At 71.9% G+C, this 24,445-nt stretch carries 21 protein-coding genes; 4 read left to right on the top strand and 17 right to left on the bottom strand.

Going from position 1 to position 24,445, the window contains the following annotated elements:
• Positions 1–5: 5 nt before the first annotated feature.
• From hydA to AB0L21_RS27805, 7 genes are all read right to left on the bottom strand, one after another.
• Positions 6–1,400 (bottom strand): dihydropyrimidinase, encoded by a 1,395-nt coding sequence (gene hydA / locus AB0L21_RS27835; protein ID WP_365787108.1) that lies wholly within the window; start codon positions 1,398–1,400, stop codon positions 6–8.
• A 106-nt stretch (positions 1,401–1,506) separates the two neighbouring features.
• Positions 1,507–2,349, bottom strand: a complete 843-nt coding sequence (locus AB0L21_RS27830; protein ID WP_365706318.1) for a nitrilase-related carbon-nitrogen hydrolase — start codon at positions 2,347–2,349, stop codon at positions 1,507–1,509.
• Positions 2,350–2,504: 155 nt separating this feature from the next.
• Positions 2,505–4,070, bottom strand: coding sequence for a PucR family transcriptional regulator (locus AB0L21_RS27825; protein ID WP_365787107.1), 1,566 nt, complete (start codon positions 4,068–4,070; stop codon positions 2,505–2,507).
• 17 nt (positions 4,071–4,087) lie between these two features.
• On the bottom strand, positions 4,088–5,371 hold the full coding sequence (locus AB0L21_RS27820) for an aspartate aminotransferase family protein (RefSeq protein ID WP_365787105.1): 1,284 nt from the start codon (positions 5,369–5,371) through the stop codon (positions 4,088–4,090).
• Positions 5,368–6,210, bottom strand: coding sequence for a nitrilase-related carbon-nitrogen hydrolase (locus tag AB0L21_RS27815; RefSeq protein WP_365787103.1), 843 nt, complete (start codon positions 6,208–6,210; stop codon positions 5,368–5,370). The genes AB0L21_RS27820 and AB0L21_RS27815 overlap by 4 nt, the downstream gene beginning before the upstream one ends.
• A 204-nt stretch (positions 6,211–6,414) precedes the next feature.
• Positions 6,415–8,103: a hypothetical protein gene (locus AB0L21_RS27810; protein WP_365787101.1), complete on the bottom strand. Its 1,689-nt coding sequence runs from the start codon at positions 8,101–8,103 to the stop codon at positions 6,415–6,417.
• A gap of 150 nt (positions 8,104–8,253) precedes the next feature.
• Positions 8,254–8,505, bottom strand: a complete 252-nt coding sequence (locus AB0L21_RS27805; RefSeq protein WP_030645334.1) for a helix-turn-helix transcriptional regulator — start codon at positions 8,503–8,505, stop codon at positions 8,254–8,256.
• Positions 8,506–8,567: 62 nt separating this feature from the next.
• On the opposite strand from AB0L21_RS27805, the gene map reads away from it, so the two are divergent.
• Entirely contained in the window at positions 8,568–9,344 is a 777-nt protein-coding gene (gene map, locus AB0L21_RS27800) for a type I methionyl aminopeptidase (protein WP_365787099.1), read from the top strand.
• 123 nt (positions 9,345–9,467) lie between these two features.
• Complete coding sequence (locus AB0L21_RS27795; RefSeq protein WP_365706306.1) at positions 9,468–12,011, top strand: ATP-dependent Clp protease ATP-binding subunit; 2,544 nt, start codon at positions 9,468–9,470, stop codon at positions 12,009–12,011.
• A 361-nt stretch (positions 12,012–12,372) separates the two neighbouring features.
• Here the strand turns inward: AB0L21_RS27795 and ggt are convergent, their stop codons facing one another.
• Complete coding sequence (ggt, locus tag AB0L21_RS27790) at positions 12,373–14,175, bottom strand: gamma-glutamyltransferase (protein WP_365706304.1); 1,803 nt, start codon at positions 14,173–14,175, stop codon at positions 12,373–12,375.
• A gap of 108 nt (positions 14,176–14,283) precedes the next feature.
• Here ggt and AB0L21_RS27785 point away from each other — a divergent pair, with 108 nt between their 5' ends.
• Both AB0L21_RS27785 and AB0L21_RS27780 read left to right on the top strand, forming a co-directional pair.
• Entirely contained in the window at positions 14,284–15,030 is a 747-nt protein-coding gene (locus AB0L21_RS27785) for a hypothetical protein (protein WP_365706302.1), read from the top strand.
• 108 nt (positions 15,031–15,138) lie between these two features.
• Positions 15,139–16,704, top strand: coding sequence for a CocE/NonD family hydrolase (locus tag AB0L21_RS27780; RefSeq protein ID WP_365706300.1), 1,566 nt, complete (start codon positions 15,139–15,141; stop codon positions 16,702–16,704).
• A gap of 48 nt (positions 16,705–16,752) precedes the next feature.
• Here AB0L21_RS27780 and AB0L21_RS27775 read toward each other — a convergent pair whose 3' ends face one another.
• The 9 genes from AB0L21_RS27775 to AB0L21_RS27735 form a co-directional block, all read right to left on the bottom strand.
• Positions 16,753–17,631 carry an amino acid ABC transporter permease gene (locus tag AB0L21_RS27775; RefSeq protein ID WP_365706299.1) on the bottom strand — a complete coding sequence of 293 codons (879 nt, stop codon included), beginning with the start codon at positions 17,629–17,631 and terminating at the stop codon, positions 16,753–16,755.
• Entirely contained in the window at positions 17,628–18,272 is a 645-nt protein-coding gene (locus tag AB0L21_RS27770) for an amino acid ABC transporter permease (protein ID WP_365706297.1), read from the bottom strand. Before AB0L21_RS27770 ends, AB0L21_RS27775 begins: the two co-directional genes overlap by 4 nt.
• Positions 18,273–18,283: 11 nt before the next feature.
• Positions 18,284–19,195, bottom strand: a complete 912-nt coding sequence (locus AB0L21_RS27765; protein WP_365706295.1) for a glutamate ABC transporter substrate-binding protein — start codon at positions 19,193–19,195, stop codon at positions 18,284–18,286.
• Positions 19,196–19,212: 17 nt separating this feature from the next.
• A complete protein-coding gene (locus tag AB0L21_RS27760; RefSeq protein WP_365787097.1) occupies positions 19,213–19,956 on the bottom strand; it encodes an amino acid ABC transporter ATP-binding protein in 744 nt (247 codons plus the stop codon).
• A gap of 135 nt (positions 19,957–20,091) precedes the next feature.
• Entirely contained in the window at positions 20,092–20,511 is a 420-nt protein-coding gene (locus tag AB0L21_RS27755) for a DUF6278 family protein (RefSeq protein WP_365706291.1), read from the bottom strand.
• Between the two features lie 15 nt (positions 20,512–20,526).
• The gene (locus tag AB0L21_RS27750; protein ID WP_365706289.1) at positions 20,527–21,306 is read right to left on the bottom strand and encodes an exodeoxyribonuclease III; all 780 of its coding nucleotides are present in this window, start codon (positions 21,304–21,306) and stop codon (positions 20,527–20,529) included.
• Positions 21,307–21,341: 35 nt separating this feature from the next.
• A complete protein-coding gene (locus tag AB0L21_RS27745; RefSeq protein ID WP_365787095.1) occupies positions 21,342–21,977 on the bottom strand; it encodes an MBL fold metallo-hydrolase in 636 nt (211 codons plus the stop codon).
• Between the two features lie 36 nt (positions 21,978–22,013).
• Complete coding sequence (gene pcaC / locus AB0L21_RS27740) at positions 22,014–23,303, bottom strand: 4-carboxymuconolactone decarboxylase (RefSeq protein ID WP_365706285.1); 1,290 nt, start codon at positions 23,301–23,303, stop codon at positions 22,014–22,016.
• A 489-nt stretch (positions 23,304–23,792) separates the two neighbouring features.
• On the bottom strand, positions 23,793–24,431 hold the full coding sequence (locus AB0L21_RS27735) for a site-specific integrase (RefSeq protein ID WP_365787093.1): 639 nt from the start codon (positions 24,429–24,431) through the stop codon (positions 23,793–23,795).
• Between the last annotated feature and the right edge of the window lie 14 nt (positions 24,432–24,445).

Here is a 24,445-nt window from a genome sequence, read left to right as displayed (position 1 = left end):
CACTCCTAGGTGAGGTACTGGCAGGTGGAGCGCGGGGTGAAGACGCCGTGCCCGGCGCGTCCGGTGTACTCCCGCTGGTCGATGACGAGTTCGCCGCGCGACAGGACCGTCTCGACGCGGCCGGTGACGCGCTTGCCCTCGTACGCCGAGTAGTCGACGTTCATGTGGTGGGTCTCGGCGGACATCACCTGCTGCGCGTGCGGGTCGTAGATGACGACGTCCGCGTCGGCGCCCGGGGTGATGGTTCCCTTCTTCGGGTACAGGCCGAACATCCGGGCCGGGGTCGCGCAGGCGATCTCGATCCAGCGGCGGCGGGAGATGTGCCCGTCCACGACCGCCTGGTGGAGCAGGTCCATGCGGTTCTCCACGCCCGGCAGCCCGTTGGGGATCTTGGAGAAGTCGCCGCGGCCCAGTTCCTTCTGGCCGGTGAAGCAGAAGGGGCAGTGGTCGGTGGAGACGACCTGGAGGTCGTTGGTGCGCAGGCCCTGCCACAGCCTGGCCTGGTGCTCCTTCGGCCTGAGGGGCGTGCTGCACACGTACTTGGCGCCCTCGAAGCCGGGCTCGGCCAGGTTGTCCGTCGACAGGAACAGATACTGCGGGCAGGTCTCCCCGAAGACGTTCAGCCCCTCGTCGCGTGCCCGCGCCAGTTCGGCCACGGCCTCCATGGCGGAGACGTGCACGACGTACAGGGGCGCGCCGGCCACCTGGGCGAGCCTGACGGCCCGGTGGGTGGCCTCCGCCTCCAGCAGGGCCTTGCGTACCTCGCCGTGATAGCGCGGATCGGTCTCGCCCCGGGCGAGCGCCTGCTCGACCAGCACGTCGATGGCGATGCCGTTCTCGGCGTGCATCATGATCAGCCCGCCGTTCTCGGCGGAGCGCTGCATGGCGCGCAGGATCTGCCCGTCGTCGCTGTAGAAGACCCCGGGGTAGGCCATGAACTGCTTGAAGCTGGTGACCCCCTCCTCGATCAGCAGGTCCATCTCCTTGAGCGTCTCCTGGTTCACATCGGAGACGATCATGTGGAAGGCGTAGTCGATCGCGCAGTTTCCCTCGGCCTTGGCGTGCCAGGTGTCCAGTCCCTCGCGCAGGGTGTGGCCGACGCTCTGCACCGCGAAGTCCACGATGGTCGTCGTACCGCCCCAGGCGGCGGCCCGGGTGCCGGTCTCGAAGGTGTCGGAGGCGAAGGTGCCGCCGAACGGCAGCTCCATGTGGGTGTGGGCGTCGACGCCGCCCGGGATGACGTACTTGCCGGTGGCGTCGATCGTGCGGTCCGCGCTCCAGTTCTGTGAATCGGGCGCGGCGAGGGCGACGATGCGGGAGTCCTCGATGAGGACGTCGGCGTGGATCTCGTCGGACGCGGTGATGACTAGGCCACCGCGGATGACGGTGCGCGTGGTCATGGGGTGCCTCTCTCTCGTGGCCGTCTGCGGGTCGTCTGTGGCTGGTCGCGCCCACGCGGCGGGAGCCGCATGTCCGCTACGGCCCCGCGCCCCCTCGGGGCGCGCCTCACGGCGCCGTCAGCGGCCCGTACGCCCCCGGCGCGCGGTCCCGGTAGAACTGCCAGCGGTCGCGGACCTCGCGGAGTGTGGCCAGGTCGAGGTCGCGGACGACCAGTTCGGTCTCCTTGTCGCTCGCGACCTCGCCGACGAACCGGGCCTCCGGGTCCACGAAGTAGGTGGTGCCGTAGAAGTCGTTGTCGCCCAGGTCCTCCACGCCGACCCGGTTGATCGCGCCGACGAAGTACTCGTTGGCGACGGCCGCCGCCGGCTGCTCCAGCTGCCAGAGGTAGCGGGACAGGCCGCGCGAGGTGGCCGACGGGTTGAAGACGATCTCGGCGCCGGCGAGGCCGAGCGCCCGCCAGCCCTCCGGGAAGTGGCGGTCGTAGCAGATGTAGACGCCGATCCGGCCGGCGGCGGTGTCGAAGACGGGCCAGCCGCTGTTGCCGGGGCGGAAGTAGAACTTCTCCCAGAATCCCTGGACTTGGGGGATGTGGGTCTTGCGGTACTTGCCGAGGTAGGAGCCGTCCGCGTCGATCACGGCGGCCGTGTTGTAGAGGACGCCCGGCTGCTCCTCCTCGTACATGGGCAGGACCAGGACGATGCCCAGCTCGCGGGCGAGGGTCTGGAAGCGCCGGACGGTCGGGCCCTCCGGGATCCGTTCGGCGTACTCGTAGAACGCCTTGTCCTGGACCTGGCAGAAGTAGGGGCCGTAGAACAGCTCCTGGAAGCAGAGGACTTGGGCGCCCTGCGCGGCGGCGTCGCGGGCCGCCTGCTCGTGCACCTGGATCATGGACTCCTTGTCGCCGGTCCAGGCGGTCTGGAAGAGGGCGGCACGGATCACTCGGCTCATCGGGACCTCCGGTAGCTCGGTGTGCGGTGAGCGTAGGAAGCCCGGACGGCCGGTTCGACGGGCAGCGTGTCACGTCCGCGGGTGGTCGGCGTGCCACCGTGTCACGCGTGCGCGGTCCCATGTTTCACCACCGTGGTCGCAGGTCGTCGCATGTTTCACCCCTGTTGCGCGTCATGCGCGAGGAGCGCGATGTGCACGGAGGCCGCCTGTTCGAAGTCGTCCAGGTCGACGCCGAGGCGGGCCTGTATGGCCTCCAGGCGGCGGTAGAGGGCCGGCCGGGAGACATGGTGGAGCTGGGCGGTGCGGGACTTGTTGCGGCCCGTCGCCAGATAGGTCCGCAGGACGTTGAGCAGCTCCGGTTCGGCGTCGCACAGCAGTCCGTCCAGCTCGCGCTCGGCGAAGGACTGCACCTGCGGGTCGTCGCGCAGCAGGCGGATCAGCCCTCGCAGATGGACGTCCTTGAGGCGGACGACGGCCGGCAGGTCGAGGGCGGCCGAGGAGCCGGCGACGGCGTCGGCGACGTGCCGGGCCTCGCGCAGCCCGGCGGGCACGTCGTCCCACGCGGTGCGGGGACCGGCGGCGGCGACCACGGCCGGGGACGCGGCGCGCAGCCGGGTCGCGAAGTGCGCGGTGAGCGCCTCGGCGTCCTGGTCGCGGGCGAGGCTGAGCAGCACGGTGGAGGCGCCGTCCGCGAGTTCGGCGACGAGGCCGGGCAGCCCCAGCAGGCGCAGCACGCGGTCGAGTCGCTCCGGCGTGCGGCCTCGCACGACGAGCGGGACGAAGGTCCGCCGGTTGACCGGCAGCCCGGCCGCCCGGGCCCGCGGCAGCAGCTGCCGGGCCGGTACGACCCCGGAGACGAGGTCGGTCAGCAGGCTCTGCGCGGACTGTTCCTCCCAGCTGTGCGCGCAGGCGCCGCCGAGCATCCGGTGCAGCACCAGGGCCTCGGCGGCCCGCTCCGCGAGCAGCCGCCCCGTGGCCGCGTCGCCCCGGTAGCCGCACAGCAGCAGCCGGCCCCACCGCTCCCCGCGCCCGCCCAGCTCGGCGCGGATCCAGCCGTCGCCGGCGCTGCCGCCGGCCTGCCGGGCGATCCGCTCCCAGTCGCGCAGTACGTCGTCCACCGCGGACCGCTCCCCCGCCGTGCCGAGGACGCGGTGGGCGAGGTTGGTGACGACGACCGGGCAGCCGCTGTGCCGGGCGACCTCGTCGAGCAGCCGTTGCAGTGGGGCCCCGGCCGTGATCAGCCCGGTGAGGGCGGTGCGTACGGTCTCCGACAGGCTGATCGCGGCGAACTTCCGCCGCACGAGCCGGGACTGCACCTCCTCCGTCAGCTCGGCGAAGGGGAACGGCCGGTGCAGTACGACCAGGGGCAGCCCGCACCGCTCGGCGGCCCGGCGCATCACCTCGGGCGGGGCGGGGAAGGCCCGGCCGAGACCGAGGACGACGGCCGCCGCCTCCGCCCGGTGCAGGGACTGGATGTACTCGGCCTGCCGGGCCTCGTCCCCGGCGAGCAGCACGCCGGTGGTGAGGACCATCTCCCCGCCGCTGAGCATGACGCCGACGTCGGCGGCCTCGGCCACGTGCACCCAGCGCACCGGCCGGTCGAGCTGTGCGGCGCCGGCCACCACCTCGGGCTCCCCGGCGAGCACGCGCTCCAGGGTCAGCACCTGGCGCACGGAGAGGGCGGGTTCCAGGACGTGCCGGGACTCCGAGGTGATGCTCATGGCCGTACACCCGTTCTCTAGTACGTGCTCCTCAGCGCCTGTTCCAGGATCGCCGCGCCCTCCTCGGCCTCGGCGACCGTCAGCGACAGCGGCGGGCTGATCCGCAGGGCGCTGGTGTCGTGCCCGCCGCCCTTGCCGAGGAGCAGCCCGCCCTCCCGGGCCGCCTCCAGCACCGCGGCGACGGCCCGCGGGTCGGCCTCGTCCGTGCCCGGTCTGACCAGCTCGACGCCGATCATCAGCCCGCGTCCGCGCACCTCCCGCACCCCGGGCAGCTGCGCGCCGACCGCCCGCAGCCGCTCGAGGAGCAGGCCGCCGACGCGCCGGGCGTTGCCCTGGAGGTCGTGTTCCAGGAGGTAGGTGAGGTTGGCGAGGCCGGCGGCCATGGTGATCTGGGTGCCGCCGAAGGTGGAGATGCTGTTGGCGTCCAGGCAGTTCATGATCTCGGAGCGGGCGATGACCCCGCCGATGGACATGCCGTTGCCGATGCCCTTGGCGAAGGTGACGATGTCCGGCGGGCCGCTGCGGGCGTGCGCCTGCCAGCCCCAAAAGTGGTCGCCGGTGCGGCCCCAGCCGGTCTGCACCTCGTCGGCGATCCACAGGACGCCGTGCTCCTTCAGCACCTCCCGGAAGGCGGCGTAGAGGCTGTCCGGCGGGGAGGTGAACCCGCCGACGCCCTGGACGGGTTCGGCGATCAGCGCGGCCGGCGGCCGGGTGTGGCCGAGGACGTCCTTGAGGTCGGCGACACAGGCGTCGATGAACGCCCGGTCGTCGAGGTGGGCGAACGGCCCCCGGGTGCGTACACCGCCGTGGACGTACAGGGTCTGCAGCGGGGACAGCGAGGTCGGGGACCAGCCGCGGTTGCCGGTGACACCGATCGCGCTGAAGGACCGGCCGTGGTAACTGTTGCGCATGGCGAGGACGGTGTTGCTGCGCCGGTAGGTGGTGGCGAGCAGCAGGGCGGTGTCGTTGGCCTCGGTGCCGGAGGTCGTGAAGAACACCCGGGCGTCCGGGATGCCGCTCAACTGGGCTACCCGCTCGGCGAGTTCGACCATCGGCCGGTTGAGGTAGAGGGTGGAGGAGTGGATGATCCGGCCGGCCTGCTCGGTGACCGCCTTGGTCACCTCGGGCAGCGCGTGCGCGGTCAGCGTGGTCAGGATGCCGCCGAAGAAGTCCAGGTACCGTCGGCCGGCGGAGTCCCAGACGTGGCGTCCCTCGCCGTGGCTGATCTCGATCGGGTCGTCGTAGTAGAGGGCGAGCCAGTCGGGCAGGGCCCTGCGGTGGCGGGAGTAGAGGTCGTTCACGGCTCCACCAGCCCTTCGTAGGCGTCGGGGCGGCGGTCGCGGTAGAAGGCCCACTGCCGCCGCACTTCCTCGATGAGGTCGAAGTCCAGGTCGCGGACGAGGAGTTCCTCGCTCTTGTCGTCGGCGACCTCACCCACGAACTGTCCGCGCGGATCCACGAAGTACGACGTCCCGTAGAAGTCGTTGTCGCCGTACTCCTCCTGTCCGACCCGGTTGATGGCCGCGATGAAGTACTCGTTGGCGACGGCCGCGGCGGGCTGCTCCAGCCGCCACAGGTGGGCGGACAGGCCCCGGTGGGTGGCCGACGGGTTGTAGACCAGCTGGGCACCGTTCAGCCCGAGTTGCCGCCAGCCCTCCGGGAAGTGGCGGTCGTAGCAGATGTAGACGCCGACCTTGCCGACGGCGGTGTCGAAGACGGGCCAGCCGAGGTTGCCGGGCTTGAAGTAGTACTTCTCCCAGAAGCCCTTGACCTGCGGGATGTGGTGCTTGCGGTACTTGCCGAGGTAGGTGCCGTCCGCGTCGATCACGGCGGCGGTGTTGTAGTAGAAGCCGGACTGCTCGACCTCGAAGACCGGGACGACCGTCACCATGCCGGTCTCGCGCGCCAGCTCGCGCATCCGGCGGACCGTCGGCCCGTCGGGCACCGGCTCGGCCCAGCGGTAGTGCTCCGGCTCCTGGACCTGGCAGAAGTAGGGGGCGTTGAAGACCTCCTGGAACCCGATGATCCGCGCGCCCCGGCGGGCCGCCTCGCGGGCGTGCTCCTCGTGTTTCGCGACCATGGACTCGGTGTCGCCGGTCCAGGTGGCCTGGACCAGAGCGGCGCGGACGACGTTGGTCATGAGCTGCTCCTTCGACACGACGTCAGAGCCTCTACGCCCGTAGAGCAGGCCGTAGAGGGACGAAAGTAAGCCTCCGCACGGCCCTTGCCAAGACCATCGCCGTCAACCCGCTGAGTCGATCACGATTCGCACCCCTGTGGGTGAGCTGCCGGCCCGACCGGGCGCGGAACCGTGACACACCAGGACACTACCCACCCCGGCCCGTCACGCGTTGTACCCGGCGACGCGCAGCGCGTGCACGAGGTCCCAGTGCCGCTCGTCGGAGACACCGAGCGCCGCGTCCAGGAGCAGCGGGACCAGGCGCCCGGGGTCGGCGGCGACAGACCGGGCGGCCTCCTCGGGCGTACGGACGCGTACGTAGGCGTCCAGCAGGGCCCGCACCTCCCGGCGCCTGCCCTCGTCCTCCAACCGCAGCACGGCCGCGCCGATCTGCTCAGCGGGCCGGGCCACGCCCTGCCGCAGCAGCTGCCGGCCGTCGCCGTCCCGGCCGGCCGCGGCGAGCGCGTCGGCGGCGGCGGCCAGCCGCTCGGCGGGCAGCGCGGCGGCTTCCCACAGCAGCGTGGCCCAGTCGGCGCCGAGCCCGGCCCCGTGCAGGGCGTCCGCGAGCAGCGGCAGCCCGCCCACGGGCCACCGCGCGGCCTCGACCAGCACCACATGCGCCTCCCCGCTCCGCCCCTCCCCCCGCAACCGCGCCAGCCGCCCGACAACCCCGTCGACGGCCTCCCTGGCCCCCTCGTCCACGGCCGCGGCCTCCGGCACCAACGGCTCCGCCGCCTCCCCGGCCCCCGCGAACCGGGCCCCCCGCGGCGTCCGCGGCCCGCCGTCCGCCCCGACACCCCCGGAAGCCTGCGGTACGACGACGGGTGCGGCCTCCTCGGCATCGACGACCCCGGCGAACCGGGCACTGCCACGGCGACGTTTGCGGGGTTTGGCGGTGGGGTCGGCGGAGGCGGGCGTGGGCGAGGGGCTGACGCCCGGCAAGGAGGCACCGTGACCGGCGGCCGGTGAAGGGGGCACGTCAGAAGCGGTCGTCCGGGAGGCGGAGGCGGGCAGTACGACGCCGCGACGGGCCTCCTCGGAGGGCACGGTGACCCGGGGGCGGGAAGCCATGGGCGGAACGGCACGGGAAGGCCCCACGTCGACGTGCGACGCGGGAGCGACACCGGGGGCGGGTCCGGGCTGAGCGGACTGGCCGGCCTCGCCGGGCTCGATGGGCGGGACGGCCTGGCCGCGCTGGGCGAACTGACCAAGCTGACCGGGCTGGGCGGGCCGGCCGAGCTGGGCAGGCTGACCGGGCTGGCCGAGTTCGGCGGGCTGGGCAAGTTGGGCGGACTGGCCGGACTGGCCAGGCTGACCGGGCCGGCCGGGGTGGGCTTCGCCGTAGCCGGTGCGCCGGTCCAGCGCCTCCAGTCGGGCGCGGAGTTCCGCGCAGCGGGACGTGGCGCGGGTGTGGTCGTCGCGGGCCCAGGCGAGGTCGAGCCGGAGGGCGTCGGCCTGGTCCTCGGGGACCGGCGTGGACAGGCGGCGGGTCAGCCCGGCGTGGCGTTCCGCGGCGTACCGCTGCTCGCGGAGCATGACGTCGAGCCGGTCGGCCAGGGCGTCCCGGGCGCCGGGCCGGGCGTCGTACGCGGTGACCGCGGCGGCGTACAGCGCGCGGGCCCTTTCCCGCTCGGCCCCGGCGGCGGGGCCGTACAGCGCGCCGAGATCCTCCAGCAGCGCCTCCACCACGTCCCAGGGCGGCACCTCACGCCCGTCCAGGCAGGCGCGCATGCCCTCGGGGTCCCGCTGCCAGAAGACCCCGTTCCAGCCGCCGCGCGGTTCGAGGCGCGCCAGCAGAGCGTCCAGGTAGCCCGCGAACCCCCGTACCGGACCGGGGAGTTGATCCACAGCCATCGTCCAGCTCCCGCCCGACCGCCAGCACCTTCGTCCGGGTAGGCAACACCAGTCGTGTTACGGGCTTGCTACGGAGAGTTTTCCGGCAGCACGCGGTCCGCTCATTGCGGGGTCCTGGCCGTTGCGCGCCCGGCCCGCCGTACGGGCCTCTCAGACGGCTGCCAGGGCGCACCGGGCGACCAGGTCGTCCATCGACAGGCCGAGGACGCGCGCCAGCGCGGCCACGGTGAAGAACGCCGGCGTCGGCGCCCGCCCGGTCTCGATCTTGCGCAGCGTCTCGGCCGAGACGCCCGCCTCGGCGGCGACGTCGACCATGCTGCGGTCGCCGCGCGCCGCCCGCAGCAACTGCCCGAGCCGCTCGCCGCGTTCGCGCTCTTCGGGGGTGAGGGGGGTGCGCACCATGCGGCCCATTCTAATACCACCCCCCACCTCCTCCCCATTCAAATACCGGTATAGTAATTGGCATGGTGGAACTGAAGACGGACACGTCGATCGACGCGATGCACGCGGCGGGCCGGGTCGTCGGCCGCGCCCTGACGGCCGTACGGGAGGCCGCGCACGTCGGCGTCTCCCTGCTGGAGCTGGACGAGGTGGCCCGGGAGGTGCTGCGCGAGGCGGGCGCGTCCTCGCCGTTCCTCGGCTACCGCCCCTCCTTCGCCCCGACCCCCTTCCCCGCGGTGATCTGCGCCTCGGTGAACGACGCGATCGTCCACGGCATCCCCACCCGGTACCGGCTCCGCGACGGCGACCTGCTCTCCGTCGACTGCGGCGCGCAGCTGGACGGCTGGGCCGGCGACTCGGCGATCAGCTTCACGGTGGGCCGCCCGCGCCCCGCGGACCTCCGGCTGATCGAGACCGCCGAGCGGGCGCTGGCGGCGGGCATCGACGCGGCCGTGGCAGGGAACCGCATCGGCGACATCGCGCACGCCGTCGGCCGGGTCTGCCGTGCGGCCGGTTACGGCATCCCGGACGGCTTCGGCGGCCATGGCGTGGGCCGCCGTATGCACGAGGACCCCGAGGTCCCCAACGAGGGCCGCCCCGGCCGCGGCCTCCCGCTCCGCCCCGGCATGGTCCTCGCCATCGAGCCGATGGTGATCGCGAGCGGCGAGGACGCCTACTACGCGGCGGCCGACGGCTGGACCCTGCGCACATCCGACGGCTCGCGGGCGGCCCACGTCGAGCACACGGTGGCGATCACGGAGAACGGCCCCCGGGTCCTGACGGCACGAGAAGTCCCTTGAGGGGCGCGGGGCCGTATCCGGGCGAACATGCCCACCCCCACGGATCGTGTCATCGTGGGCATGAGCAACCCGCCCCCGGGTTACCCGGCCGCTCCGCATGTCGTCAGCGAAGGAACTCACGCGATGACCAACGGCTACCCTCCTGACCCCTTCGGTGAATTCCTGGCCCGCTTCTTCGGCGGCACGGGCGGAGCCCCCGGGCCCCGCCACATCGACATCGGCCGCCTGCTCAGCCAGCCGGCCCGGGAGCTGGTCAGAGGAGCCGCCCAGTACGCCGCGGAGCACGGCAGCCGGGACCTGGACACCCAGCACCTGCTGCGCGCGGCCGTGTCGACGGAGCCCACCCGGAGCCTGCTGAGCCGGGCGGGCGCGGACCCGGACTCGCTCGCGACGGAGATCGACGACCGGGCGGGCCCGGTCCAGCACCCGCCGGGGGAGGCACCGCCGCCGACCTCGCTGTCGCTGACCCCGGCGGTCAAGCGCGCCCTGCTGGACGCGCACGACATGGCGCGGGCGAGCGGTGCCGGGTACATCGGCCCGGAGCATGTGCTGAGCGCGCTGGCGGCGAATCCGGACTCGGCGGCAGGGCACATCCTGAACGCGGCCCGGTTCTCGGCGGGCGCCCTGCCGCCCGAGGCCCCGGAGAGCGCGCCGCCCCGCCCGGAGCGGCAGCGCCAGCGGCCCACCGGCACGCCGACCCTGGACAAGTACGGCCGTGATCTGACCGACATGGCCCGGCAGGGCCGGATCGATCCGGTGATCGGCCGGGAGACGGAGATCGAGCAGACCATCGAGGTGCTGTCGCGGCGCGGCAAGAACAACCCGGTGCTGATCGGTGACGCGGGCGTCGGGAAGACGGCCATCGTGGAGGGCCTGGCCCAGCGGATCGCGGACGGGGAGGTCCCGGACGTCCTGGCGGGGCGCAGGGTGGTCGCCCTGGACCTCACCGGGGTGGTGGCCGGCACCCGCTACCGGGGCGACTTCGAGGAACGCCTCAACAACATCGTGGAGGAGATCCGCGCGCACTCCGACCGGCTGATCGTGTTCATCGACGAGCTGCACACCGTCGTGGGCGCGGGCTCCGGCGGCGAGGGCGGCGCGCTGGACGCCGGGAACATCCTCAAGCCGGCGCTGGCCCGGGGCGAGCTGCACATCGTGGGCGCGACCACGCTGGAGGAGTTCCGCCGGATCGAGAAGGACGCGGCGCTGGCCCGCCGCTTCCAGCCGGTCCTGGTGCCCGAGCCGACGGCCGAGGACACGATCGAGATCCTGCGCGGGCTGCGGGACCGGTACGAGGCCCACCACCAGGTCCGCTACTCCGACGAGGCGCTGGTCGCCGCCGTGGAGCTGTCGGACCGGTATCTCACCGACCGGCGGCTGCCGGACAAGGCGATCGACCTGATCGACCAGGCGGGCGCACGGGTCCGGCTCGGTGCCCGGACGAAGGGCACGGACGTACGCGCGCTGGAGCGCGAGGTCGAGCAGCTGGTCCGGGACAAGGACCAGGCGGTCGCCGACGAGGACTACGAGCAGGCGAAGCAGCTGCGCGACCGGATCGGAGAGCTGAAGCAGCGGATCGCCCAGGTGTCCGGCGGCGACAAGGCCGACGAGGGGCAGGACCTGGAGGTGACGGCGGAGGCCATCGCCGAGGTGGTGTCCCGGCAGACCGGCATCCCGGTCAGCCGGCTGACCCAGGAGGAGAAGGAGCGGCTGCTCGGCCTGGAGCAGCACCTGCACCAGCGGGTGGTGGGCCAGGAGGAGGCGGTCGCCGTGGTGTCCGAGGCGGTGCTGCGCTCCCGCGCGGGGCTGGCGAGTCCCAACCGGCCCATCGGCAGCTTCCTCTTCCTCGGCCCGACCGGCGTCGGCAAGACCGAGCTGGCGCGGGCGCTGGCGGAGGCGCTGTTCGGCAGCGAGGACCGGATGGTCCGGCTGGACATGAGCGAGTACCAGGAGCGGCACACCGTCTCCCGGCTGGTGGGCGCGCCGCCCGGGTACGTCGGCCACGAGGAGGCCGGTCAGCTCACCGAGGTGGTGCGCCGGCACCCGTACTCGCTGCTCCTGCTGGACGAGGTCGAGAAGGCGCACCCGGACGTCTTCAACATCCTGCTCCAGGTGCTCGACGACGGCCGGCTCACCGACTCGCAGGGCCGGACCGTGGACTTCACCAACACGGTCATCGTGATGACCAGCAACCTGGGCTCGGAGGCGATCACCCGGCGAGGTGCCGGGATCGGGTTCGGGCCGGGTGGCGCGGAGGCCGACGAGGAGGCGCGGCGCGAGCAGGTCCTGCGGCCGCTGCGCGAGCACTTCCGGCCGGAGTTCCTGAACCGGATCGACGAGATCGTGGTGTTCCGGCAGCTGACGAGCGAGCAGCTGCGGCAGATCACCGATCTGCTGCTGGAGACCACCCGGCGGCTGCTGGACGGGCAGGGCGTCTCGGTCGAGTTCACGAGCGCGGCCGTCGACTGGCTCGCCGAGCGCGGCTACGAGCCGGAGTACGGCGCCCGGCCGCTGCGCCGCACCATCCAGCGGGAGGTGGACAACCAGCTGTCCCGGCTGCTGCTGAACGGCACGATCTCCGAGGGCAGCCGGGTGACGGTGGACGCGCGGGACGGGCGGCTGGACTTCCGCACGGAAGCGGCCCAGCCGCCGGCGCCCGAACTCTGACCGCGACCTCCGGGCACCGGGCCACGCTGCGGCCGTCGGCCGGCGCCGTCAGCGCGTCGCGCCTCCGGCCGCCAGCGCGCCCTGGCTCGGCGCCCCGGGCTCCGACCATCAGCCCGCCACGGCTACAACCGCCAGCCGCCCCACCACAGCACCCGGGGCTCCGACCACCAGCCCGCCATGACTACGACCACCAGCCCACCCCAACACAGCACCCCCCGGCACCAGCCACCAGCCCACCCCGGCACAGCACCCCAGGCGCCGACCATCAGCCCGCCACGGCTACAACCGCCAGCCGCCCCACCACAGCACCCCGGGCACCGGCCACCAGCCCGCCCCGGCACAGCACCCCCGGCTCCGGTCGTCAGCGCGCTGGTTGGACCACCATCGCCGAGCCGCCGCCGCGCCGTACCTTCTCGGCGGCGGCCAGCCACTTGCCGCCCGGCAGCCGCTGCACGCCCGTGGCCGCCCCGATCTCCGGGTTGAGGCTGAAGGAGTGCCCGATCGCCTCCAGCCGCTTCCTCAGGTCGCTGTTGTAGAGCCCCGGTTCCAGCTCGGTCCTGGCGGCGTTGCGCTGGCTGGCGCGTGGTGCGGCGATCGCGTCCACCAGGGGCAGTCCCCGGTCCAAGAACCCGGTGAGCGTCTGCAGCACGGTGGTGACGATGGTCGCGCCGCCGGGTGAACCGAGCGCCACGACCGGCCTGTTGTGCCGGTCCAGGACGATCGTCGGGGAGATGGAGGAGCGCGGGCGCTTGCCCGGGCCCGGCAGGTTCGGGTCGTGCACGGCCGGGTTGGCCGGGGCGAAGGAGAAGTCGGTCAGCTCGTTGTTGAGCAGGAAGCCCCGGCCCGGGACGGTGATGCCGCTGCCGCCGGTCTGCTCGATGGTGAGCGTGTAGGCGACGACGTTGCCCCACTTGTCGGCCACGGTGAGGTGGGTGGTGTTCTCCCCCTCGTAGGTCGTCGGGGCCGCCGTACCGCCCTGGCCGCAGGGCGCCGGGTGCCTCGGGTCGCCGGGCGCGAGCGGGCTGGTGAGGACCGCGTCGTCCTTGATCAGGCAGGCGCGCGAGTCGGCGTACCGCTGCGACAGCAGTTGCGCGGTCGGTACGTCCTCGAAGGCGGGGTCGCCGACCCAGCGCCCGCGGTCGGCGAAGGCGATCCGGCTGGCCTCGATGAAGTGGTGCAGGTACTGCACCTCGCTCGCCTTGGACAGGTCGGTGTTCTGAAGGATGTTGAGCGCCTCGCCGACCGTGGTGCCGCCGGAGGAGGAGGGCGCGATGGAGTACACGTTCAGGCCGTGGTACGACGTCCTGGTGGGCGCCTGGAGCTTGGCGCGGTAAACGGCGAAGTCCTTCTCGGCCAGCTTGCCGGGGCGGGCGTTCCAGCCGGAGGCGGGGTCCACGGGCGGGTGTTCGACCGTTTTGACGATGTCGTCGCCGATGTCCCCGCGGTAGACGGCGCCGATGCCCTGCCGGCCCAGCTGCTGGTAGGTGCGGGCGAGTTCGGGGTTCTTGAACGTGGAGCCGACGACGGGCAGCTGTCCGTGCGGCAGGAACAGCTTCGCGGTGTCCGGGAAGTAGCGGAACCGGGTCTCGTTGGACGCGGTCTGCGCGCGGAAGGTGTCGTCCACCGTGAAGCCGTCGCGGGCCAGCCGCTCGGCGGGCTTCAGCAGGGTGCCGAGCCGCTTGCTGCCCCACTGGTCCAGCGCCTTCTGCCAGGTGGCGGGCGTGCCCGGGGTGCCGACGCTCAGGCCGCTGCTGACGGCGTCGGCGAAGGCGAGCGGCTTGCCGTTCTCCGTGAACAGGTCGGCGTCGGCGCTCAGCGGCGCGGTCTCGCGCCCGTCGATGGTGTGCACCGTACGGGACTTGGCGTCGTAGTAGACGAAGTAGCCGCCTCCGCCGATGCCGGCCGAGTAGGGCTCGGTGACGCCGAGCGCGGCGGCGGTGGCGACGGCCGCGTCCACCGCGTTGCCGCCGTGTTCGAGCACCTCGATGCCGGCGGCGGAGGCGTCGGCGTCGACGCTGGCGACGGCGCCGCCGTAGCCGACGGCCACGGGGACCTTCGCCGGCGTCCTGTTCGTCGTCGCGGCGGGTGGCGCCGCCGCCCCCACCGACACCACGGCGGCCGAGACCGCCAGTACCGCCAGTTTCCGCGTGCCTGGACGACCCATCCGTACCTCCCGTCGGGACAGTCCGCGCAGCGTAACCGGATTCTCGGTACTACCGACAGTACGCCTGCGCACCGGGGTCGTCGCCCGGGCCCGCTACCATGCGCGGCCATGAACGACGACGTGCGCAACATCGTCCTCGGGGTCATAGCCGCGGGCGTCTCGGCCGCGCTGGGCTGGGTCGCCCGGACGTACCTGTGGAAGCGGCGGCTGCGCCGCAAGCAGGCCTTCTTCGGGCTGCCGGACCACGCCGAGTCGCTGCTGGTGGTCAACCGCAACGCGGGCGGGCCGGAGCTGTCGGTGATGCGGCACGACGTGTTCGCCCTGCTGGAACTGTCCGCCCTCATCAAGGACTGCAACGCGCACGCGCGGGTGGTGGCGCACGACGCCGCCCAGCAGGGGTTCGGCGAGCGCACGGAGTTCTGCCTCGGCGGTCCCGCCTCGAACCGCCGGATGGAGGCCCACCTCTCCTCCCTGTTGCCGGGCGTGCGGGTGAACGCGGAGGCCGCGACAGGCCCGGACGTCGGTACCTTCCGGATCGGCGGCGAGGAGTACCGCATGGAGGGCGGCCGCAGCGAGTACGTGCTGCTCGCCCGGCTCACCGCGGACGGCGGCCGGGACAGCCGCCCGGTGTTCCTCTTCTGCGGCCAGCGGGCGATCACCAACCAGGCGGCGACCCGCTATCTCGCCCGCCACCACGAGCGGCTGGCCCGCAAGTACGGCGGCGGCTCCTTCGTGTTGCTGCTGAAGGTGGTCAACTCCCAGGCGTACGGCCCCGATGTGGTCGAGCTGGTGGCGGACGTGACGCGGGCGGCGCGGACGCCGCTGCCGGAGCCCGCTTCCACCACCGCCGAGTGACGCTTCAACAATCTTTACCCGCACGTAACTTACCGACGGGTTACTTGCGGTAAGGAGGCGCGGTTACCGTCGGGTCACTTTGCATGGACACGAGTGAAGGAGTGACCCATGGGACACGGTCGCACCGCGCTGCGCGCCTCCGCCGCCGGAGCCGTCTCGGCGGCGCTGCTCGCCGGCTCCGTCGTCGGTCTCGCGCCGGCCGCCGAGGCCGCCCCGAGCGTCCGGTTCGTCGACATCACCGGCGACGGCGGCACCGTACTGAAGGCCAACGTCCTCACGCCCGGGGGCGCCGACGGCTCGCGCCGCCATCCGCTCATCGTGCTGCCCACCAGCTGGGGCCTGCCGCAGGTGGAGTATCTGGCCCAGGCCCGGAAGCTGGCCGACTCGGGCTATGTGGTGCTCACCTACAACGTGCGCGGATTCTGGCAGTCCGGCGGCCGGATAGAAGTGGCCGGTCCGCCCGACACGGCGGACGCCTCCAAGGTCATCGACTGGGCCCTGGCGCACACCCCCGCGGACCCGGAGCACATCGGCATGGCCGGGGTGTCGTACGGCGCCGGGATCAGCCTGCTCACCGCCGCCCACGACAAGCGCGTCAAGGCCGTGGCCGCGCTCAGCGGGTGGGCCGACCTGATCGACTCGATCTACTCCGGGCGCACCCAGCACCTCCAGGCGGCGGCCGTGCTGGACGGCGCGGCCACCCTCACCGGCCGCGAGAGCGCCGAACTGCGCGCCATCTTCGACAACCTGTACTCCTCGGACCTGTCGAAGGAACAGGAGATGATCGACTGGGGGCGGACACGTTCCGCCGCGACCTGTGTCGACCAGCTCAACGAGAACGGCGCCGCCGTCCTGCTGGCCAACGCCTGGGGCGACACCGTCTTCCCGGCGAACCAGTACGCCTCCTTCTACGAGAAGCTGACCGTCCCCAAGCGGCTGGAACTGCGCCCCGGCGACCACGCGACACCCGAACTCACCGGCCTGTTCGGGCTGCCCAACGACGTGTGGACGGACACCCGGCGCTGGTTCGACCACTACCTCAGGGGCGCCGACAACGGCGTCGACCGTGAGCAGCCGGTCCGGCTGAAGTCCCGTACCGCGGGGGAGTACGAGGGCTACCCGGACTGGAAGTCGGTCACCGCGACCCGGCGGAAGCTGGCACTCACCGGCTCGCCCACCATCCACGCGAACGTCGACTCCGGCGCGGACGGCGGGACCGTCTTCCTCTCCAGCATCCTGGACCAGGTCGCCCAGCTGCCGCCCGTCGCCTCCCTGCCGCTGCTGCCGCGCCGCTGGGCGGCCGTGTGGCAGTCGGAGCGGTACGGCGCCGCCCAGCGGGTGCGCGGCACGGCCACCCTGCACACCACGCTCACCCCGTCCAGGGAGAGCGGCACGTTCATCGCCTACCTGTACGACGTGGGCCCGCTCGGCCTCGGCAAGCTGGTCACGCACGCGCCCTACACCTGGCACGGGCGGACGCCCGGCGAGCCGTTCGCCGTCGGCCTGGACCTGTTCTCCACGGCCTACGACGTCCCCGCCGGGCACCGCCTCGCGCTGGTGGTCGACACGGTCGACCCGCTCTACGCCGAGCACAACCCGTCCGGCGCGCAGCTGACCTTCTCCTCGCCCCCGGACGACCCGTCGTACGTGTCCGTCCCGCTCGGCGAGCAGTGATCTCCGGCTGCCGCCGGACGAGCCTGGCCCGTTGAACTGCCGCCCCCCTCATGGTTTCGGGGCCGTGGGGGGCACCCCACCCGGCAGCAGCGCCCCCGGCCCGGGGGTGGCGACCGCCACCCCCTTGGTCTTGGGGCTGCGCCGCTCCCGCCGGGACACCCAGTCGGCGAACCAGGAGAGCAGCATGCACATCCCGATGTAGATCGGCGAGATCACCATCACCACAGGGATGAACGGCAAATCGTAGTCGAGGTTGGAGGCGATGAGCTTCCCGGCGTGGAGGAACTCCTCGTAGGTGATGAGAAAGCCGAGGGAGGTGTCCTTCAGGGCGACCACCAGCTGGCTGATGATGGCGGGCAGCATGGCGCGCACCGCCTGCGGGACGAGGACGTGCGCCATGACCTGGGTCTTGCGCATGCCGAGCGCGAACGCCGCCTCGCCCTGGCCGCGTTCGACGGCGTTCACGCCCGAGCGGAAGACCTCGGCGAGCACCGAGCCGTTGTAGAGGGTGAGTCCGGCGACCAGCGCGGGCAGCGGCTGCACCTTCAGCGCCACGAAGATGAAGAAGATCATCACCAGGACGGGCATCGCGCGGAAGAACTCCACGACGACCGTGGCGAGCCAGCGCACCGGCCGGTGGTCGGACAGCCGGCCGGTGGCCAGCAGCCCGCCGAGCGCGAGGGAGAGGACGGCCGCGAGGGCGAACGCCTTGAGGGTGTTGCCGAGCCCGCGCAGCAGCAGTTCCTGGATGCCCTTGTACGCGAAGGGCATCCACTTGGTGTACGTGAACTGGCCGGTGGCGAAGAGGAGATACAGGATCCAGGCGAGGAGCGCGAGGATGACGACGGTGGACAGGACGGCGTAGAGGGCGTGCCGGCGGCGGGTGCGCGGGCCCGGCACGTCGTAGAGCGCGGTGGCCTCGGTCATCGGGCCACCCCCCAGGTCCGCTCCAGCACGTTGAACAGGGCGCTGATGGCCAGCGTGATGACGAGATAGCCGACGGCGATCCAGACGAACGTCCAGATGATGTTGTAGCCCAGTTCGTTGAGCGTCTTGTACGTGCCGAGCAGTTCGGTCACGCTGAACGCGCCCGCGATCGCCGAGTTCTTGGCGAGCGCGATGAGGGTGGAGCCGACGGGCGGGATCACGGATCGGAACGCCTGCGGCAGCACCACCAGCGACAGGGTCTGCCCGAACGTCATCCCGAGGCTGCGGGCCGCCTCGCCCTGCCCCTTGGGCACGGTGTTGATGCCGGAGCGCAGCGCCTCGCAGATGAACGCCGAGGTGTAGCAGCCCAGGGCGAGGACGGCGAACACCTGGAAGGGCAGCACCAGTCCGAAGCGGGGCAGGCCCAGCAGCACCGCGAAGAACAGCAGGGTGAGCGGGGTGTTGCGCAGCACGGTGACCCACACGGTGCCGAAGACCCGCAGCGAGGCGACGGGGGCGACCCGGAAGGACGCCATCAGGAAGCCCAGAGCGAGGGCCAGCAGGGAGGCGTAGACGGTCAGTTGCAGCGTGCCGAGGAAACCGTCGCCGTAGGTGGAGAAGTTGTCGGTCAGTACGTTCATGCCGTCCTCGGTCAGCTCGCCGGATAGCGGTCGATGGCGGGAGGTCTGGGTGCGGGCACGCCGGACAGGCCGAGCGTGGCGTCGTACGCCTTCTTCCAGTCGCCGTTCTTCTCCCGGGCCGCCAGGGCGTCGTCGAGGGCGAAGCGCAGCGCGTTGTCGCCGTGCGGGACGCCGATGCCGTACGGCTCCTCGGAGAACGGTTTGCCGACGACCTTGAGTTCGTCGGGGACCTTGGCCGCGTAGCCGATCAGGATGGCGTCGTCGGTGGTGACGGCGTCGACCTGGTAGGTGAGGAGGTTGTCCACGCAGACGGAGTAGGTGTCGTAGGCGACCAGGACCGCCCTCGGGTAGTCGGCCTTGATGCGCTGGTACGGCGTGGAACCGGCCGCCGAGCAGACCCGCTTGCCGGCGAGGTCCTGCGGGCCGTGGATGTCGTTCTCGTCCTTGCGGACCAGGAGCGACTGGCCGGCCAGGTAGTAGGGGCCGGCGAAACCGACGAGCTTCTTGCGGCCCGCGTTGATGGTGTAGGTGCCGACGTAGTAGTCGATCTGGCCGTTCTGCAGGGCGGTCTCGCGGTTGGCGGAGGCGATCGTGCGGAAGCGGACGGTCTTCGGCGGGAAGCCGAGGGATGCGGACATCATCTTGGCGATCTCGATGTCGAAGCCGGAGTAAGTGCCGGTGGCCGGGTCCTTCTCGGCGAGGTAGGGCTGGTCCTCTTTGGCGCCTACGACGAAGTAGCCGCGTTTCTTCGCCCGGGTCCAGGTCGGGGAGGCGGGCAGGCGGAAGTCCCGGGCCACCTGGTAGTGCGGGAGCTTCTCGGGCGCCGGGCCCTTGCCGGGCGGGCTGCCGCCCTTGCCGCAGGCGGCGGCCAGCAGGGCGAGGAGGACGCACAGGGCGTGGGGCACACGGGTGGGACGGAACACGGGTCGCACTCCCCCGGTCAGTGCTTGAGGATCTTGGAGAGGAAGTCCTTGGCGCGGTCGCTGCGCGGGTTCGTGAAGAACTCGTCGGGGCTGCGGTCCTCGACGATCCGGCCGTCGGCCATGAAGACGACACGGTTGGCGGAGGCGCGGGCGAAGCCCATCTCGTGGGTGACGACGACCATGGTCATGCCGTCCCGGGCGAGTTGCCGCATGACCTCCAGCACCTCGTTGATCATCTCCGGGTCCAGGGCGGAGGTGGGCTCGTCGAAGAGCATCGCCTTGGGTTCCATGGCGAGCGCGCGGGCGATGGCCACGCGCTGCTGCTGGCCGCCGGAGAGCTGGGCGGGGTACTTGTCGGCCTGGTTCAGCAGGCCGACGCGGTCGAGGAGATCCCGGGAGCGGCGGTCGGCGTCGTCCCTGTTCCGCCTGCGGACCTTGACCTGGGCGAGGGAGAGGTTCTGCAGGACCGTCTTGTGGGCGAAGAGGTTGAAGGACTGGAAGACCATGCCGACCTCGGCACGCAGCCGGGCGAGGGCCTTGCCCTCCGCGGGCAGCGGCCGCCCCTCGAGCAGGATGGTGCCGGACTCGATGGTCTCCAGCCGGTTGATCGTCCTGCACAGCGTCGACTTGCCCGACCCCGAGGGGCCGATGACCACGACCACCTCCCCCCGGCCCACGGTGAGGTCGATGTCCCGCAGGACATGCAGCTCCCCGTAGTACTTGTTGACGTTCCGCAGTTCGATCAACGGATCGACGGCCATCCGCAGGCCCACCCACTCTCAGCTGTGTCGTGGTGCCGCAACCTATCCAGACGACAGCGGAGTTGAGGGACGACACGCACCTTCCGGGCAATAGCCGTATTTACGCCAACGGGGGGTACTGGGGGGCAGCGGACGTCAGGTCTCGGCGATCTCCGCGTACAGCTGGGACAGCTCGGGAACCCCGCTCACCGCCCACTCCTCCCCGGCCGGCACCACCTCCACCGCACGGCCGGAGGCGAGGCGTACGACGGGCTCGCCGCCGGGCCGGATCCGCCAGGCGGCGCCGGGTACGGTGCGCACCACGACCGTGCCCAGGTACAGCCCCGCGTCGTGGCCCAGCCAGGGCAGGACCTCCGGGTCGTCCCGCCAGCGCGGGACCATCTGGTCCAGGGCCTCCAGGGAGGCCGGGGTGTCGTCGAGGCGCACGCCCGCCTGAGCCGCCTGCGAGCGCAGCAGATCGCACTCGGACAGCAGCGCGGCGACCGCCTCGGGGTCGGCGCGGAGCGCCGCTTCAGCCTTCTTCTCGTGCCGGGGACCCAGGAACGGAAGGTGCATGGACCCAGCGTGGCATCACACGTCCAGGTCGACCACCACCGGCGCGTGGTCGGAGGCACCCTTGCCCTTGCGCTCCTCACGGTCGACGTAGGCGTCCTTGACGGCCTTCGCGAACGGCTGGTTGCCGTACACCAGGTCGATGCGCATGCCGCGGTTCTTCGGGAAGCAGAGCTGGCGGTAGTCCCAGTAGGTGAACGGGTGGTCGTACTTCAGCGGGCGCGGCACGACGTCGTCCAGGCCCGCCTCGCGCAGCGCGGCCAGCGCGGCGCGCTCGGCAGGGGTGACATGGGTGGAACCCGCGAAGGCGGCCGGGTCGTAGACGTCGTCGTCCGTCGGCGCCACGTTGTAGTCACCCAGCACCGCGAACGGGCGGCTGCCCTGCGCGTCGCCGTACACGGCCGCCTTCAGCGCCTCGAACCACTGGAGCTTGTACGCGTAGTGCGGGTGGCCGACCTCGCGGCCGTTCGGCACGTACACCGACCAGACGCGGACCGGGCCGCACGTCGCCGAGATGGCGCGCGGCTCCGTCACGCCGTCGAAGCCCGGGTCGCCGGGCAGGCCCTTGACCACGTCCTCGATGCCGACGCGGGAGAGCACCGCCACGCCGTTCCACCGGCCGGTCGCGTGGACCGCGGCCTCGTAGCCCAGCTCGCGGAGCTGGCCGAACGGGAACTGCTCCTCGGCGATCTTGGCCTCCTGGAGGCAGAGCACGTCGGTGCCGCTGCTCTCCAGCCAGGCCAGCAGCCGGGGAAGGCGGGCGGTGATCGAGTTCACGTTCCAGGTAGCGATGCGCATGCCTCACAACCTACCCGGAGCCACTGACAGCGGGCTCAGACCTCTGTCCAGGCCCCCGGGTGGAGCCGCTGGTGGTCCGTGCCGCCCAGCCGGCCGAGGTGGCCATCGTAGATCGGCCGGGCGAGATCGGTGAGCAGGGCGTCGTGCACGTCGTAGGCGCGCCGCGGGGCGACCTCGCGGACGTAGTCGATCACCTCGGAGATCTTGTTCCAGGGGGCCATGACCGGCAGCATCAGCGTCTGAACCGGCTGGTCCGGGACGGTGAGGGCGTCGCCGGGGTGGAAGACCTTCCCGCCGTCGATCAGATAGCCGACGTTGGTGATGCGCGGGATGTCCGGGTGGATCACCGCGTGCAGCTCGCCGTGGACCTGGACGTCGAAGCCGGCGGCGGTGAAGGTGTCGCCGTGGCCGACGGTGTGCACCCGGCCCGGGAAGGCCCCCTCGATCCGGTCGGCGACCGACTTCAGCGTCCAGATGTGGGCGGCCGGATTGTCCTCCATGGCCGCCCGCAGCCGGAACGCGTCGAAGTGGTCCGGGTGCTCGTGCGTGACCAGGATGGCGTCCGCGCCGAGGGCGGCGTCCTCCTCGGAGAACCCGCCCGGGTCGATGACGAGGGTCTGCCCCTCCTTCTCCAGGCGGACGCAGGCGTGGGACTTCTTCGTCAGCTTCATGTCTCCCCATCCTGCCGTCTGCGGCCGCCCGGGGCGCTACTCGGCGGGCGTGGTCTCCTCCCGGATCACCTGCTGGGCCACCCGGAAGGCGCTGTTCGCGGCCGGCACCCCGCAGTAGACGGCCGCCTGGAGCAGCACTTCCTTGATCTCGTCCGGAGTGAGCCCGTTGCGCAGGGCCGCCCGGGTGTGGAAGGCCAGCTCCTCCAGATGACCGCCCGCGACCAGCGCGGTGAGCGTGATGCAGCTGCGGGTACGGCGGTCCAGGCCGGGCCGGTCCCAGATCTCCCCCCAGGCGTAGCGGGTGACGAACTCCTGGAAGTCCCCGGAGAACTCGTCGGCCTGCGCCAGCGCCCGGTCCACGTGGGCGTCGCCCAGCACCTCGCGGCGGACCTTCAGCCCGGTCCGGTACCGGTCGGGCTGCCCTGCGGGCTGGGCCGGTACGGCGGCCGGGGCGATCTCGGCGACCGGCGCGGGCTGCGGCGCCGCGGCCGGGACCGGGACGGCCGGCACGCCCGGCAGGGCGGTCTGGCCGGTGTCGTAGGGCTGCTGCCAGGCGGTGGAGAAGTGGTGGACGAGCAGGTCGGTGACGGCGGCGGGCTGCTCGACCGGCACCAGGTGGGAGGCGCCGGGGACGACCGCGAGCCGGGCGTCCGGGATGCCGGCGACCAGGGTACGGGCCTCGGCCGGGCCGGTGACCTGGTCGTCCGAGCCGACCAGCACCAGCGTCGGCACCCCGACCCGGCCCAGCTCGGGCCGTACGTCGAAGGCGGCCAGGGCCTCGCAGGCGGCGATGTAGCAGCCGGGGTCGGTGGTGCGGACCATCTGCACGGCCCACTCGGTGATCGCGGGCTGCGCGGCGGCGAACCCGCCGGTGAACCAGCGGTCGGGCGCCGTCCGGGCGATCGGGTCGAGCCCGTTGGTACGCACCACCACCCCGCGCTGGCGGAACTCGTCGGCGGTGCCGAACCGGGGCGAGGCCGCGACCAGGGCCAGGGAGGCGAGCCGCGCGGGGTGGCGCAGGGCCAGCTCGATGCCGATCGCACCGCCCAGCGCACAGCCCGCGTAACCGAACCGCTGCACGCCGAGCGCGTCCAGCGTCGCCAGCAGCCGGGAACCCAGCTCGGCGACCGAACCGGCCGGGTACGCCGGGGCGCCGCCGTGACCGGGCAGATCGAACCGGAAGACCCGCCACTGCTTGGCAAGCTCCGGCACCTGGCGGTCCCACATGTGCCATGTGGTACCCAGTGAGGGACCCAGGATCAGGACCGGAGCGTCTTCTGGCCCGTCGAAGCGGTATTGCAGGGTGTTCGGGGGTGTCTCACTCACGCCCCAGACCCTCTCACGTCTCACGAAATCTCACACGGCCGGGGGAACCCGGCGGCGTGACCTCGCGGCGCGGCATGCCCGGCACCACCGAGACCCTCATGGGTCCACGTACGGGTTCTTCGATGTGCACGTCTGACCATGGGGACAGTGCGTCCTCCCGGCTCGCGCACCCTCCCAATCCCTGCGCCGCACAGCTTCCCACCCTCGGCATGGCTTCCATGCGGTCTGGTTTGCAGCAAAGCGTGTAGTGCCGTCCCCAAGGATCGGCATGACGCACCTGAAAACCTTCCGGGATTCACCGGCGAACAGCCCGAACGCCACACGGCGGGCAAGCTCTGCCTTCCCTCGCAGGAGGGGAGACGTTGGCCGTAGCCTGGCCGCCCCTCCCCCGTTGCCGTCCCTGGTCCACAGCCAGCAGCCGGCCTCCGGGTCACCTCGGTTCGACTGCCATACGGCTCGGCAGGTCGCTCAATCGGCAGGCCGCCTGAGTCACGCTTGCCCCTCCGTCGCAGCACCGTGCAGGCCGTCCCACGTTGTGGCGGCTCCGCGGAGGTCCTCCACGTCCGGCTTCACGTACCACTTCTTGGTGGTCCTGACGTTCGTGTGTCCGGCCCACCGGGCAAGGATGTGATCCGGCACGCCTTTGTTGGCGAGGTATGTGAGGCAGGAGGAGCGAGCGTCGTAGAGGTGCACTCTGCGGAGTTCAAGAATCTCCATGAGCCGGTAAGCGTGTCTGCGGAGCTGCTTGATCGTGAAGGCTTCCCCGGTCTCGTGCACCACGACGTATCCAGAGTCCGAGTAAGCCTCACCGAGGACGAGCTTCTCCTTGGCTTGGAGAGCCTTGAACGACTTGAGGGCAGCCAGCACGGGTGCCGGCAACGGAAGATCCCGTTCCCCGGCCAGGGACTTGGTGTCTTTCTCCACCACGTACCGATTTCCCATCATTGTCCGCGTGTTGGCTATGCTGATCGTGGCGGCCTCGAAGTCCACGTCCTCCCATTGGAGTCCGCAGACTTCAGCCGGGCGTAGACCCATGAGGGACAGCAAGAGGGCAGCGTAGAGCCGTTCTGTCCGGACACCGTGAATGAACGTCTGAACCTCCTGGACGTTCCACGCAGAAACCGTCACCGCGGTATGCGCGG

Source organism: Streptomyces sp. NPDC052721 (assembly GCF_040678315.1).
GTDB lineage: Bacteria > Actinomycetota > Actinomycetes > Streptomycetales > Streptomycetaceae > Streptomyces.
The sequence above is the reverse complement of the archived record's forward strand: the minus strand, read 5'-3'. Positions and strand labels throughout refer to the sequence as shown.

What these genes read in the sequence shown, in the direction of transcription:
- map (WP_365787099.1), top strand. Translation starts at nt 8,568, where the DNA reads ATGGTGGAACTGAAGACGGACACGTCGATCGACGCGATGCACGCGGCG.
- ggt (WP_365706304.1), bottom strand. Translation starts at nt 14,175, where the DNA reads ATGGGTCGTCCAGGCACGCGGAAACTGGCGGTACTGGCGGTCTCGGCC.
- AB0L21_RS27830 (WP_365706318.1), bottom strand. Translation starts at nt 2,349, where the DNA reads ATGAGCCGAGTGATCCGTGCCGCCCTCTTCCAGACCGCCTGGACCGGC.
- AB0L21_RS27760 (WP_365787097.1), bottom strand. Translation starts at nt 19,956, where the DNA reads ATGGCCGTCGATCCGTTGATCGAACTGCGGAACGTCAACAAGTACTAC.
- AB0L21_RS27775 (WP_365706299.1), bottom strand. Translation starts at nt 17,631, where the DNA reads ATGACCGAGGCCACCGCGCTCTACGACGTGCCGGGCCCGCGCACCCGC.
- AB0L21_RS27785 (WP_365706302.1), top strand. Translation starts at nt 14,284, where the DNA reads ATGAACGACGACGTGCGCAACATCGTCCTCGGGGTCATAGCCGCGGGC.
- AB0L21_RS27805 (WP_030645334.1), bottom strand. Translation starts at nt 8,505, where the DNA reads ATGGTGCGCACCCCCCTCACCCCCGAAGAGCGCGAACGCGGCGAGCGG.
- AB0L21_RS27755 (WP_365706291.1), bottom strand. Translation starts at nt 20,511, where the DNA reads ATGCACCTTCCGTTCCTGGGTCCCCGGCACGAGAAGAAGGCTGAAGCG.
- AB0L21_RS27745 (WP_365787095.1), bottom strand. Translation starts at nt 21,977, where the DNA reads ATGAAGCTGACGAAGAAGTCCCACGCCTGCGTCCGCCTGGAGAAGGAG.
- AB0L21_RS27815 (WP_365787103.1), bottom strand. Translation starts at nt 6,210, where the DNA reads ATGACCAACGTCGTCCGCGCCGCTCTGGTCCAGGCCACCTGGACCGGC.
- hydA (WP_365787108.1), bottom strand. Translation starts at nt 1,400, where the DNA reads ATGACCACGCGCACCGTCATCCGCGGTGGCCTAGTCATCACCGCGTCC.
- AB0L21_RS27795 (WP_365706306.1), top strand. Translation starts at nt 9,468, where the DNA reads ATGACCAACGGCTACCCTCCTGACCCCTTCGGTGAATTCCTGGCCCGC.
- AB0L21_RS27825 (WP_365787107.1), bottom strand. Translation starts at nt 4,070, where the DNA reads ATGAGCATCACCTCGGAGTCCCGGCACGTCCTGGAACCCGCCCTCTCC.
- AB0L21_RS27810 (WP_365787101.1), bottom strand. Translation starts at nt 8,103, where the DNA reads ATGGCTGTGGATCAACTCCCCGGTCCGGTACGGGGGTTCGCGGGCTAC.
- AB0L21_RS27780 (WP_365706300.1), top strand. Translation starts at nt 15,139, where the DNA reads ATGGGACACGGTCGCACCGCGCTGCGCGCCTCCGCCGCCGGAGCCGTC.
- AB0L21_RS27770 (WP_365706297.1), bottom strand. Translation starts at nt 18,272, where the DNA reads ATGAACGTACTGACCGACAACTTCTCCACCTACGGCGACGGTTTCCTC.
- AB0L21_RS27750 (WP_365706289.1), bottom strand. Translation starts at nt 21,306, where the DNA reads ATGCGCATCGCTACCTGGAACGTGAACTCGATCACCGCCCGCCTTCCC.